Below are 13887 nucleotides of genomic sequence, written 5' to 3' on the forward strand. Positions count from 1 at the left end.
GGATGTTAGAGCATAGCAAGAAGTAAAAATGAACCCCTACTAAAGGTCAAATTAATAAATACACCAATAATGATTGATAGACTAAAAGCAATAATAAAAAGAAATGACCACATTAGAAAATTCATTTTGTGGTCTATCACGCCTTCTAATAATCCTTACCCCCGCTTTTGGATCAAATGGTTTATAAACCCTTTTATACATAAAAAAGGGCAAGGAGCTATCATTCGAAAAAGAAGATCACGTATTGATGTATTCCCGTGGAACCAGTTTATTGTAGGTAAAAATAGTCTCATCGAAGACTTTACAACGATAAATAACGGGGCTGGGCATATCATTATCGGGAATAATTCTCGTGTTGGAATTGGTTCCGTAATTATAGGTCCTGTACGTTTGGGAAATAAAGTAGGATTAGGTCAACATGTTTTTATTTCGGGTTTCAACCATGGGTATGAAGATGGGGAGCGAGATTCTAATGAACAGCCATTAGTGAAAAAAGAGGTTATTATTGACGATGAATCCCATATCGGGGCCAACTCTGTCATTGTTGCAGGAGTTCATATCGGTAAAAGATGTCAAATTGGTGCCGGAAGTGTCGTTACCAAGAATATTCCGGATTATTCTGTTGCCGTGGGTAACCCGGCCAAGATTATCAAACAATACAATTTTCAGAAAAGAGTATGGGAAGATTTAAATAATAAAACAATGAACTTATGAGAACTCGTACACCAAAAGACAGATGGGATCTGAACATCTGTAAACACGATCGGGTATTAGAAATCGGTTCTGGGCATAATCCTCTCTATCGTTCTAATGTGATTGTTGATAAATACATCGATAATAATACGCACCGATGCGGAGATATAAAAATCTTTCCTCATCAACATTTTGTACATGCAGATGGAGAACACCTGCCCTTCAAAAACAAAGAATTTGATTACGTGATCTGTAATCAAGTTTTGGAGCATGTAGACAACCCTCAACTATTTATTCAAGAGATTTGTAGAGTAGGTAAACGTGGATACATAGAAACTCCCAGTCTTATAGGAGAATTTCTATTCCCTAAAGAATCACACCAATGGGTTATTCTTGACATCAATGATAAACTGGTTTTATACAAGAAAGAACTCATGCCCGGAAATTATAAAAATAACTACGGAGAACTATTTCTTAATTATTTACCTTATCAATCATTACCATATAAATTATTAAAACTAACAGAAGGGGATCTGATGATCAATCGCTACGAATGGAAAGACGAAATCAATATTATCGTAAACCCTCAAGATGATTATTATCTCCCTTTTTTCACACAAAAATGGGATCGGAATATGGTTGAAAAGCTATTCCCGCCTCGCCATGTTTATCACGAACTAAAAGCGATATGCGATGCCATAAGCCACATTATAAAAATAAAATTACTTGAATCATTACACAAAAACAGGAAACTTCAAACATTGGAAGAGCATTTACAACCGCACAACACTCTTTCACAAAGAAATTCAAGAAGTACACACGAAAACAACAAAATGCAATGAAACCAGTTAAAGTAAGCGTGATTATCCCCGTGTATAATACTGAATTATATGTAAGGCAAACGATTCAATCCATACTAGGGCAAACGTTATACGATATAGAAATTATTACCGTCAATGATGGCTCAACGGATAATAGTCTATCCATTCTCTCGGAATTAGCCAAGCAAGACAATAGGATAAAAATATTCACTCATAGCAATCAAGGGTTGTCAGTATCCCGTAATGTCGGGATTGAAAAAGCATCGGGAGAGTTCATTTACTTCATGGATAGTGACGATCTTTTGGATCATGATACTTTAGAAATTTGTTACCAGAAATGTACCTCAGAACAATTAGATTTCGTCTTTTTCGATGCAGAAAGTTTCTGTGAAGAAAACATCACCCTAAGAAATTATCCGTATCAGCGCAATTTACAAATAGAAGATAAAGTTTGGACGGGTATCGAATTATTAGAAATACAAGACGGTACGGGTAATTTTCGGACATCAGCTTGCCTTAGCTTTACCCGTTTAAGTTTTCTGCAGGAAAATAACATTCGGTTTTACCCTCATATTATTCACGAAGACGAATTATATACTGCCCGGTTATATTTAAACGCTACACGGGTAAAATATATTCAACAAACTTTTTTCAAAAGACGTGTAAGAACGGATTCGATCACTACCCGCCCGTTTTCCATCAAAAATATTCAAGGATATTTCACCGTGGCAAATGAATTAATGAATCACAATGACTCTCCGACGACAACAAAAGAAATCATAAACCATCATCTGTCTAAAATGCTCAATGCAGCCATACGGAATGCATTCAAGCTACCTGTAAAAGAACGTCTTTACATTGCTTGGTACGCTGTAATAAACTATTGGGAGTTTGTAAACTGCAAAACCATCGGCATTCTATTATTCAAATCCTTACTTAAAAATTAAAATACTGAATACAAATAATTTAATATCATGAAAGAACATTATTCATTAGAAACACAATACCTTATAGCTGCTCAAACAATAAAAACAGCCATTCTACAAAGCCAATACCAAGCAGTAAAACTTGTCAATAAAGAACAATTGAGTTTGTATTATGGAGTTGGACGCTATATCTCTCAAAGCTCCCGAAATAAATACTGGGGAACCGGCGCGATCCCTTATATCAGTAATAAACTACATAAAGAACTACCTGGTTTAAGAGGATTTTCGGAAACGAATATTCGTCTAATGCGCATTTTTTATGAAGAATGGAAAATACTTGATGAAAATTCATCAGTCGTAACTGATGAATTACAACTACCTAATAATAAAACCAATACAAATTCATCAGTTACAATTGACAATTTATCGATATTACAAAATACAGCTAATGAAATCCAACTATTAATAAGACCAAAACTCAAAAACTTCCCTATAGAAGAATTAAAAAAACTATTATGAGTTCGATTAAAAAAGACCTACTCTCCGGAGTATTCTACACGGCCATTGCAAAATACTCTGGGATACTCGTTTCATTGGTTATTGCCGGAGTTCTTGCCAGGCTAATATCCCCGGATAAATTCGGTATCGTGGCCGTGGTAACGGTTATCACTTTTTTCTTCAGCATATTCAGTGATCTGGGAATCGGAGCGGCTATCATACAAAACAAGGAACTCCAACAAAAAGATCTCAATCATCTGTTCTCGTTTACCGTATGGAGCGGATGTATCTTAACGCTATTATTTTTTCTTTGCTCGTGGCCTATTTCCTTTTTCTACGAAGAACCGAGTATGAGGACAGTTACTCAATTATTAGCCATAAATCTTTTCTTCGCATCCGTAAACATTGTCCCCAATGCCTTGTTGTATAAAGCGAAAGCATTCAAATTCCTTGCCTGGAGAAGTCTCGGTGTGCAAATAATCGGAGGAGTAATTGCCATTCTGGCTGCTCTTGGCGGCGCAGGACTCTATGCATTGATCATAAACCCCATTCTTTCCAGTATCCTATTATTTATCATATCTTATCGAAAATATCCTCAAACATTAGAAATGACTTGGGGGCTTCCCTCCATCCGGAAAATATTCAAGTTCTCGGCTTATCAATTCATGTTCAATATCATCAACTATTTCAGTCGAAATCTCGACAAGCTCCTCATCGGAAAATACATGGGGATGTCGCCTTTGGGATATTACGAAAAATCATACCGGCTGATGATGCTCCCTTTACAAAATATCGCCCATGTTATCACTCCCGTGATGCACCCCATCTTTTCAGACTACCAGCATGACTTAAATCACCTGGCAAGTGCATACGAAAAAATCATCCGTTTACTGGCTTTCATCGGATTGCCATTATCCGTTTTCCTTTGGTTCTCGGCACGTGAAATCACCCTGATCGTATTCGGAGAACAATGGCTACCCTCCGTGTCCATATTCCAAATATTATCCATTTCTGTCGGGATACAAATCATCATGTCCACCTCCGGTTCCATCTTCCAAGCCTCCAACGATACCAGAAGCCTGTTCCTATGTGGGGTATTCTCCTCGATCATCAACGTGACAGGTATATGTGTCGGATTGTTCATTTTCCAAACACTGGATGCCGTGGCCTGGTGTATCACCATCACGTTTTCAATCAGTTTCCTTCAATGCTATTACCAAATGTATCACATCACCTTTCGTCGTTCCATCCTTCATTTGGGCAAACAACTTCTCTCTCCTATTTTACTTGGCGGCATCGTATTCCTTACACTATTTTTAGTTACCCCTTTCATAACCTCATATTCACTATTCATCAATTTGATCATAAAATCGGTTGTTTTTATAGGGATAGATTCAATCTATATGCATATCACGAAAGAATACAATTTAGTAAAACTGTTTAAACTCAAAGCATGAAAGCACTATTTCTCACGTTCCATGGCTTTCACGCCACCAATGGAATTAGCAAAAAAATCCACTATCAAGTACGAGCTCTCGAGGCTAACGGGGTAGAAACACATCTCTGTTACTTATCGGAAAAACAAGGGATAAAATACCGCCTGGTGGATCAAGAGATTTTAGCCGATTACGGAGGGGGAATAAAAGGAAAGCTATACAAACGTTTTGAATTCCATTCGGTGCTCCACTATATCATTAAAAATCAAATCAATCTGGTATATATCCGCTCTGACCATAATGCCAATCCATTCACGATCAGGTTAGCGCGTAAAATAAAAAAAGCAGGTATTCACATGGTCATGGAGATCCCCACATACCCGTACGATCAAGAATACGTTTCCTTCAATAGGAAAATACAATTACTTGTTGACCAATGCTTCAGGAAGCGACTTGCCAAATACGTGGATCGAATCATCACCTTCTCCAATTACAAAACGATATTTGGAACTCCCACCATCCAAATATCTAACGGAATTGATTTTGATGACATCCCGATGAAACAACACGTAAACGACACTTCTCAAGAAATTCATCTCATCGGTGTTGCCGAAATACACTTTTGGCATGGATTTGACCGTTTATTAAAAGGCCTTGTCAATTACTATAACACATCTCCTCAATATAAAGTATATTTCCACATTATCGGAGATTTTTTCACTCAAAGAGAACGAGAAGAATGCATGTCCATCGTCAAAGAAAACCATTTGGCCCCTTATGTCATTTTGCATGGACGCCAAACGGGAAAAGATCTTGACCTGCTCTTTGAGCAATGCGATTTCGGAATCGGCAGCCTAGGACGTCATCGCAGCGGAATCACCCATATTAAAACACTTAAAAACAGGGAATACGCGGCCAGAGGCATCCCTTTCGTATATTCCGAAATAGATGACGATTTTGAAAACATGCCTTATATCATGAAAATTCCAGCAGATGAAAGTATTGTAAACATAACAACCATATTGTCGTTTTATAACCAACTGCATGCAACACCGCAAACGATAAGAAACTCCATCCAATCACTTTCATGGAACAATCAAATGAAGAAAGTCATCGATGCTATTATAAAGGCAAAAAATGAAACCTTCTAACTTAATTCAAAACGAAAATATTTTAAAAATAAATGGGACCATTCTCTACAAAAATCATTAACTAATAACAACAAATCATGACCTGGTACAAAAAATATCTTTCAGTATATGAACAACCATTACAGGAAGCACCGCAAGAAATTATTCGTGAAATAAAAACAAAGATTGAAAAACTACAAAGTGATACACCTTTAGTTTCAGTAGTCATTATCGCGTACAATGAAGAAAAACATCTGCTTGCAAATCTTTGGTCGCTAAGTGATAGCGAATGTCAATACCCGATGGAGATTATTGGCGTGGATAATGACTCTTCCGACAAAACAGCCGAAATCTTCAAAATGACCGGAGTTCCTTATTACACGGAATATGAACATAGTTGCGGATATGCCCGCCGTTGCGGTTTAAACCATGCCCGAGGGAAATATTATATTTGCATTGATTCTGACACCATGTATCCCAAAAAGTACATTGAAACACTTGTCAAAACGCTAGAAAAACCCGATACCGTTGCCGTTTCCTCGCTTTGGAGTTATATTCCGGATAAACAACATCCTTGGCTAGCCGTAAAAATCTACGAATTTTTACGGGATCTCCATTTACTCTTGCAATCTTTCAAACGCCCGGAACTCAGCGTGAGAGGACTCGTATTTGCTTACCGAATCGAACACGGTCGTCAAGTCGGTTATCGAGTAGAAATCAAACGCGGTGAAGACGGCTCCATGGCATTTGCACTGAAGAAATATGGCAAAATTCGTTTTATCCGCTCGCGTAAAGCCCGTGCTGTCACGGGGTATGGCACGGTAGGTGCAAACGGTTCATTTTTTAATAGTTTTAAAATAAGAGCCTTGAAAGCATTAAAAAATGCAGGAAACCTGTTTACCAAAAAAGAAGAATACAAAGACGAGGAATCCAATTTAATAGATAAACCTCGGCATTAAACATCACCAAACAATGAAATTTTAAAAATAATACAATAAAATCACACCGATATTGCTATATTTGCATAATATTTTCGACCCCACTTATTTAATAAATTGTAAAAAATGGCTGCACTAAGGTTTTTCTTTTATCTATTAATGAAACCTGCAACCTTAGGAATGGCATTCTTGGGTATAGCCGGCATATTTGCACCGTCCACCAATCCTAACAGTTGGTGGTTACCGGCATTATCCGGATTATTCATGCCTGCAATCATTTTTGCAAACTTATACCTTCTTATTTTTTGGGCCATTTGCAAAAAATGGTGGATCATACTTCCATGCGTTACAATTATTTGCAATTACAACTATTTCACCGGAACATTCCAATCTCCCTGGAAAAAAGACATTCTTTACACGCAAGAAAATGACATAACAATTGCCAGTTACAACGTGAATGGATTTTCCTGGATTGCACGTAACGTTCAATATGATATAAAAAAGATTGTCGAGGAAAATCATATTGACATCCTGTGTATCCAAGAACATTGTGAAAAAACAAATTTGGATAGCGTCGCCATACAACAAGAATTTGGATTACCACATCGCCGCGTGTATTTTAACAAACAAACAACATGGGCTAATTTTGGCATCAGCATATACAGTCGTTATCCCATAATCCGATATGGTGAAATCAATTTCAATTCCGAAAAAAACAATGGCATGTGGGCGGACATCTTGGTTCGAGAAGACACCATCCGTGTATTCAACAACCACTTACAAACAACAAATGTCAGTATGAACAGTAAAAAATACAAAGCCTACAAAAGCGTTAAAGATTGGAAAGGCCAAGCCCGTACGCTCGTGAACATCGTGGAACAACTAAAAGATAACTTTATCATTCGTGCCAATCAAGCCATGCAAATTCGAAAAATCATTGACACGACACGTTACCCCATCATCGTATGCGGAGATTTTAACGACACCCCCGTGTCCTTTGCCTACAATCATATTGCAGGAAATAACTTAACAGACGGTTTCCGAGATCGAGGAAAAGGATACGGGTATTCATTCAACGGGATGAAAGGATTGTTACGAATAGACTTTATAAGTTACGACAAATCCTTCACGGGATTAGAGTACGATTCCCCCCGCCTTCCGTGGAGTGACCACAACCCGATTATCATGACAGTGAAATTAAAGCATTCGATCTAAAATAACAATCATGACACCATTTCTTCAAACCTTATTCTGGCTCGCCATCATCATCGTATTCTACACCTACATCGGATACGGCATCCTGTTATACGCCCTTGTCAAGATCAAAGAAAAATTCCGCCCGGAACAGCCGTTAACGCTCCCGGTTCCTCTTCCCGAGGTCACGCTTCTGATAGCAGCTTACAACGAAGAAAAGGTCATCAAAGCAAAAATGGACAATTGCGCGCTGCTCGATTACCCGAAAGACAAGTTACACGTGATGTGGGTTACCGACGGCTCCACCGATTCCACGAACACGCTATTGGCCGCGTACCCGGAAACAACGGTTCTCTTTGCCCCCGAACGTAAAGGAAAGACGGCCGCTTTGAACCGGGCCATGCCCTATGTTAAAACTTCGTACACCATTTTCACGGATGCCAACACGATGCTCAACGCAGCGTCGATAAAAGAAATCATGACTTGTTTCACCGATCCCCAAACGGGGTGCGTGGCCGGAGAAAAGCGTATCGAAAACAAGGGGAAAGACAACGCGGCGGCAGGCGGGGAAGGTTTTTACTGGCGCTACGAATCAAAACTAAAAGAGTGGAAACTGTATATACTAAAACAACAATGATTCGACTTGATGAATTTTGACGATAATACCTGCAAATAACTGATAATAAGGAAATAAAGTGCAAAAACCAAATCATAAATAGATTTAAACGAATCATAGTTTATTGGGGATATGTGGGAACATTTACGGGAAAGATATTACCTTTGTGGCTGAAATAAAAAACATAGGAACATGAAGATTACCATCATCACAAAGGAATGCAAGACTAAAGACAAAGACGCTCCTGCAAAAGCCAATCTTTGTTTTCGACTCCGAGATAAGAATGTTGACCTCAAAGTCCGTTCCGACATTGAGGTTATGCTTGACTATTGGGACAATGATGCACTTTCCTATCGAAGGACAAAGAAATTACCATCTGACGAGCAGAAGAAAGTCAAGTTTTTGGTGCAGACCATTACAACGGCTCTTAGCGAGCAGTATAACTCTGCGACTGCTGATGTTGCATGGATGAAGAATGTGATTGATGAATGTGTCAATCCAACTTCAAGGTCAACAGAGACATTGACTACAGTTGTTTCGAGAATGGAACAATACATTGCGGAACATCCCATGAGTCCGAAATCAGCACTCGTTTATAAACCAACCATCAAGAAGCTTCAACGCTATGAAGCCTACAAGAGGGAAGTAGAAGGAGAGGAAGGCTTCACGCTCTATTGCGAGACTATCCGTCCCGAAGACTACCTTGATTTTAGAGAGTATGTCATAAACGAATATATTCATTACAATGACTACCCTGAGTTTTACGAACAGTTCAGCCTTGACATGCACCCTCCCAAGCAGATGTCAAGCACACAGATTATAGGTATCATGCATCATCTGCGTATTGTTGGGCATTGGTGCATCAAGATGGGGTTCACAACAAACCGCTCATGCGATGCGTTCACTATTCCTGCATCGGTACAAGGCACACCTTTTTATCTGACGATAGAAGAACGTGACAAGGTTTACAATACAAACCTACATAACAAGCCAGAGTTAGAAGTGTATCGTGACTTGTTCATCTTCCAATCAATGGTGGGTTGTAGAGTCGGAGACATGTTCTCTTTTACCAAAGACAATATAGTCGGTGACATATTGCAGTATCTTCCACACAAGACCATGCGCAAACGGTCGCAGACCGTGAGCGTCCCGCTTACCACAAAGGCTATGGAAATATTAAAACGTTACGATGGCAAGCAAGAAAAGCTTCTGCCGACAAAGCAAGTGTATCAATACAACGAGGGCATCCGTGCCGTGCTTCGAGAATGTGGCATTAACAGAAAGGTTACTATCCTTGACACCATCACAGGAAAGGAGGTTCAGAAGCCAATATGTGATGTTGCTACAAGCCACATGGCAAGACGCAACTTTATCGGCAACCTATACAAGAAAGTGAAAGACCCCGAGCTTGTGAGTTCCATGACAGGACATGTAAACGGAAGCAGAGCTTTCGCCAGATACAGAGAGATTGATGAGGAAACGAAAGTAAATCTTGTCAACCTCATCAACTAACATTTATACAATCTACCAGTTATACATCATTATATATAGAGTAGCATGAAAGTAACAGCATTCATCCGAGAAACCTCGGCAAAGAACAACATAACCGACCAGGCGCACGTTTATTTCCGTGTGCGTGACGGCAAGACTGACATCAAGGCTGTCAGCGAGTTATCCATCAATCCTAATCATTGGAGCGCGGAACGGCAGGGTTACAAGACACGTGTGGCTCTTGTAGCGGAGGCAAAGCGTACGGCATTCGACAAAGCCGTGCAGGACTTGACAGCGCTTATATCCGCACAATATTATCATGGAGCGGACAGCCGTTGGCTAAAAGGTGTTATCGAGGAGTTTCATCATCCTAACATCAACATCCGCCAAGGCAGAAAAGGTGACGAATACAGTCTTGTGTATCAATGCCAGCAGTATGCCGAGAACCACCCAATGGAAAAGGAATCTATAAGGCATCATGAGCATAACGTACGTAAGTTGCAGCACTTCGAGCGTTTCCAAAGGGAAATTATGCGTAGACGAGGTTACACCATGCGACTTGATGCCATAACAGCCGATGACTTGCGTGAGTTTCATAAATATCTGGTAAACGAGGCTGAATATTATGAGCATTACCCTCAAATCTTCGATGACATAGAGGAGCGTTTCAAACCACGCCAACTAACGGAAAATTCCATCAATACTATATTCAGAAGAATACGCACGGTTGTGAACTGGTGTTTGAAGCATAATATCACGACAAACGACCCTTTCGCCACCTTTGAGATGCCTAAGGTACTGGACAGCCCTCCATTTTATCTTACACTTGAAGAGCGTGACAAAGTCTACTATGCCGACCTCAGTAACGAAACGCCATCCACACAAGTATATCGTGACATATTCATGTTTCATTGTCTCATCGGCTGCCGTGTGGGAGACCTTGAAAAGATGACACGTGCCAACATCGTTGATGGTGCTGTGGAATACATTGCTGAAAAGACAAAGAACCACAAACCACGCACCATCCGAGTACCGCTCAATGATAAGGCGAAAGCGATTCTCGCTAAATATGCAGACATTGAAACAAGGTTGTTGCCAAAGATAAATCAGAACATATACAACCGTCAGATTAAGAAAATTCTGAAACTGCTCGGCATTGACCGCATGGTGACTGTTATTGACAACAAGACTCGTGAGCCTATACAGAAACCAATCTGTGATATTGCGACAAGCCACACAGCAAGAAAGACGTTCATCGGCAACCTATACAAGAAGGTGAAAGATCCAAATCTTGTTGCATCTCTTTCGGGACACACAGATGGCAGTCGAGCTTTTGCACGTTACAGAGAAATCGACAACGAGATGAAACGCGAGCTGGTGAAATTGATAGACTGACCTATTGCGAGTTTGCCAAAATTGCGTTTCAAAAACGGATATTCAATGAAAACGTTGGCGTTTAGAAGAAAATACTATACCTTTGCAGACAAACAAGAACCAAAAATATAATAAAAAGGTTTCAAAAACATGGTACAGACATCAAGCCAAAGCACTGTAAACAAGATAGAAATGAGGCTTAGAGGAAAAGGACGTGGTTCGATAGTCTTTCAACAAGACTATGCAGACTGCGGAACACCATCAGCCGTGAAGTCAACATTCCATCGGATGTACACTGACGGAATGTTGGTGCGGTTGGCTCATGGCATTTATTATTACCCAAAAGAGGACAAGGAATATGGACTTGGCATTATCTATCCATCTGTTGAAGACATTGCCCAGGCTATAGCCAAACGAGACAAGGCGAAGATTGTACCTATGGGAGCTTATGCATTGAATCGTCTCGGATTGTCCACGCAGATGCCCATGAATGTCGTGTTCCTGACCAACGGCGCACCACGTAGGATAAAGATCGGAAATGGGCGTGGCATCCTGTTCAAGCATTCTTCTTCGGGCAAGAACTTTGCCTATAAATCAGAGCTGATGATGCTTGTTGTAACAGCCATGCGCGCCATAGGCGAGAACAAAATAACCGACGAGGAACGCAACGTGCTTGTCGAGCACGCAAAGAATGTAAACGACAACGATTTCAATCATGATATAAAACTTGCCCCTGCATGGGTGCGCAAAATACTAATTGCACGATGAAATTCATAGACATACCAGAAGATAGACAACGTGAAGCTATCAATACCGTGGCATTGCAGACCGGATTACCGCCGTCAAGTATCGAAAAGGACTGGTGGGTAACGCAGGTGTTGAAAGCCCTTCATACTTTGCCATATGCAGAACATATTGCTTTCAAAGGAGGTACAAGTCTCAGCAAATGTTGGAACTTGATTGCCAGATTCTCCGAAGACGTGGATATTGCACTTAGCCGAGAATTCCTTGGCTTTAGCGGTGAATTATCGAAAACTCAAATCAGCGACAGACTACGTCGCGCCGCCTGTTCTTTCGTAAGAGAGAAGATGCAGCATGATGTAAGGAAAGCTTTAGTGGATTTGGGCATACGGGCAGATGCCTTTAGTGTGGATGTTGTAATCACACCAGTCACGACAACAGACCCAGAAGTGATAACAATAACCTATCATAGTTTGTATGAAGTATCACCATATATCAAGAATACGGTAAAGATAGAAATCAGCGGCAGATCGATGATGGAGCCTATTGAGAAAAAAGCAATCAACGCTGCTATTGACGCCCATTTCAGCAAAGCTCCATTTGCAGAAAAGCCATTTGAGGTGAACGCTGTCATCCCCGAGCGTACTTTCCTTGAAAAGGTTTTCCTGCTGCATGAAGAGTTCAGGAAGAGCGAGGTCAGAGTGGAGCGTATGTCTCGCCATATATATGATTTGGCAATGATGATGGATTCTGAAAACAAAATTGCTGACCGTGCAATCCACAACGAAGCCCTGTATAAGGCGGTACTTGAACATCGCAGAAAGTTCATCGGACTTAAGGGCTTCAACTATGATGAGCTATATCCTGCCACATTATGTATCGTGCCCAACGAGGATATTGCAAGACTATGGCAAGATGACTATAAGTTCATGTGTGAGCACATGATTTTCGGACAGGTGCCTTCTTTTGATGAACTGATAAGCAAGTTGTCAATGCTCAACGAGCAAATTAGACAGTTAAATTACCGAAAGGCATGAACATAAACGAACTCGGCGAGGATCTTGAACAGCAGTTCGGCAAGCCTCGCAACATAACTGAAGAGAACGTTAGGTTCATGCTTTCGCTCATAAAGGAAGAATTTGATGGAACGAAAGTGAACGAGAATATCGAAAAGCCAAGTCTTGAAGCCTTCGGCATGACCATTATTGCTGTTATGTCATACCAAACTACACCTTGGGAAGAATTGGCAAAGAAACCTTCAATCCGCAAGACACTCAAATATATTGCCATTAGAGGAAACTGCCATTATGACGAGATGGAGGCATTGACCAAGGAACTGATACGGAAGCACTTTTATGGCATTACCCAAAAGATGGTATTAGGGTTCTTGAAGATTATTCGTGGGGTGTCGAATGAAGAACGTCCGACCAAACTTATTGAATATACTCCATTCGCAGCCCAATACTATGCTATCCATTACGGACTTCACCAGCTTATCAGAGGTGAACATCCAGATGATGCAGCCGCCATTATCCATTGTGCAATAGAGGACGGCATATTGTTTCCAACAATTCCTCGCAGTCTGCTGGTCGATGAGTTCAACCTGAAGAAAAGTAGTTTCGACAAGTATTTCAGCAAGTATCATATAAACTTGAAATACGAGTCCGATGCCGTCAAGAAACAGGTTGAGGAGAAAATCAAGTATCACAGAAGGTCTTTACGAAATGCCATAGGCTACAATGTCACCAATGAAAATAAGGTGCATTTCTACGACCGCAAATTAGGACGCAAGAACTTCCTTTCTATGATTATTGCATATTGTCGCAGCATATTTCGTTTCTGACAATCTGCTACCATTTACAATCCTTAGTCAAACGTAAAACAGCATTTGGCTAAGGATTTTTGATATTGTCACGTTAATTCCATTAACAAAGAGTAGTCAATAGTAGTCGCATCCTACTGCCTATTCAAATCTCATTGAGAGCCGTCAAAAGCCATATACCTTTGCACCGTCAATCCGACAAACCAG

General features: G+C 40.3%; 13 protein-coding genes and 1 pseudogene. All 14 read left to right on the plus strand.

Annotated elements, in window-relative coordinates; genetic code table 11:
• Window positions 1-69 precede the first annotated feature (69 nt).
• The 14 genes and pseudogenes from D8S85_RS07470 (at window position 70) to D8S85_RS07535 (ending at window position 13701) form a co-directional block, all read left to right on the plus strand.
• Window positions 70-714, plus strand: a complete 645-nt coding sequence (locus D8S85_RS07470; RefSeq protein WP_106480171.1) for an acyltransferase — start codon at window positions 70-72, stop codon at window positions 712-714.
• Complete coding sequence (locus D8S85_RS07475; protein WP_106480172.1) at window positions 711-1535, plus strand: class I SAM-dependent methyltransferase; 825 nt, start codon at window positions 711-713, stop codon at window positions 1533-1535. Before D8S85_RS07470 ends, D8S85_RS07475 begins: the two co-directional genes overlap by 4 nt.
• Complete coding sequence (locus tag D8S85_RS07480; protein ID WP_106480173.1) at window positions 1532-2461, plus strand: glycosyltransferase; 930 nt, start codon at window positions 1532-1534, stop codon at window positions 2459-2461. Before D8S85_RS07475 ends, D8S85_RS07480 begins: the two co-directional genes overlap by 4 nt.
• A gap of 27 nt (window positions 2462-2488) precedes the next feature.
• Complete coding sequence (locus D8S85_RS07485; RefSeq protein ID WP_106480174.1) at window positions 2489-2959, plus strand: DUF1016 N-terminal domain-containing protein; 471 nt, start codon at window positions 2489-2491, stop codon at window positions 2957-2959.
• Window positions 2956-4395 carry a lipopolysaccharide biosynthesis protein gene (locus tag D8S85_RS07490; RefSeq protein ID WP_106480175.1) on the plus strand — a complete coding sequence of 480 codons (1440 nt, stop codon included), beginning with the start codon at window positions 2956-2958 and terminating at the stop codon, window positions 4393-4395. Before D8S85_RS07485 ends, D8S85_RS07490 begins: the two co-directional genes overlap by 4 nt.
• Window positions 4392-5525, plus strand: coding sequence for a glycosyltransferase family protein (locus D8S85_RS07495; protein ID WP_106480176.1), 1134 nt, complete (start codon window positions 4392-4394; stop codon window positions 5523-5525). Before D8S85_RS07490 ends, D8S85_RS07495 begins: the two co-directional genes overlap by 4 nt.
• A gap of 77 nt (window positions 5526-5602) precedes the next feature.
• On the plus strand, window positions 5603-6463 hold the full coding sequence (locus D8S85_RS07500) for a glycosyltransferase family 2 protein (RefSeq protein ID WP_106480177.1): 861 nt from the start codon (window positions 5603-5605) through the stop codon (window positions 6461-6463).
• Between the two features lie 105 nt (window positions 6464-6568).
• Window positions 6569-7657: an endonuclease/exonuclease/phosphatase family protein gene (locus D8S85_RS07505; protein WP_106480178.1), complete on the plus strand. Its 1089-nt coding sequence runs from the start codon at window positions 6569-6571 to the stop codon at window positions 7655-7657.
• A 10-nt stretch (window positions 7658-7667) separates the two neighbouring features.
• Window positions 7668-8255 (plus strand): annotated as a pseudogene (locus tag D8S85_RS07510) (glycosyltransferase); the annotation flags it as partial.
• 189 nt (window positions 8256-8444) lie between these two features.
• On the plus strand, window positions 8445-9764 hold the full coding sequence (locus D8S85_RS07515; protein ID WP_127074931.1) for a site-specific integrase: 1320 nt from the start codon (window positions 8445-8447) through the stop codon (window positions 9762-9764).
• Between the two features lie 45 nt (window positions 9765-9809).
• A complete protein-coding gene (locus D8S85_RS07520) occupies window positions 9810-11138 on the plus strand; it encodes a tyrosine-type recombinase/integrase (protein ID WP_127074932.1) in 1329 nt (442 codons plus the stop codon).
• Between the two features lie 129 nt (window positions 11139-11267).
• A complete protein-coding gene (locus D8S85_RS07525) occupies window positions 11268-11885 on the plus strand; it encodes a DUF6088 family protein (protein WP_127074933.1) in 618 nt (205 codons plus the stop codon).
• Window positions 11882-12895: a nucleotidyl transferase AbiEii/AbiGii toxin family protein gene (locus tag D8S85_RS07530; protein ID WP_127074934.1), complete on the plus strand. Its 1014-nt coding sequence runs from the start codon at window positions 11882-11884 to the stop codon at window positions 12893-12895. Before D8S85_RS07525 ends, D8S85_RS07530 begins: the two co-directional genes overlap by 4 nt.
• Window positions 12892-13701 carry a hypothetical protein gene (locus tag D8S85_RS07535; protein WP_127074935.1) on the plus strand — a complete coding sequence of 270 codons (810 nt, stop codon included), beginning with the start codon at window positions 12892-12894 and terminating at the stop codon, window positions 13699-13701. The genes D8S85_RS07530 and D8S85_RS07535 overlap by 4 nt, the downstream gene beginning before the upstream one ends.
• Window positions 13702-13887 lie beyond the last annotated feature (186 nt).

This window comes from Butyricimonas faecalis (assembly GCF_003991565.1).
GTDB lineage: Bacteria > Bacteroidota > Bacteroidia > Bacteroidales > Marinifilaceae > Butyricimonas > Butyricimonas faecalis.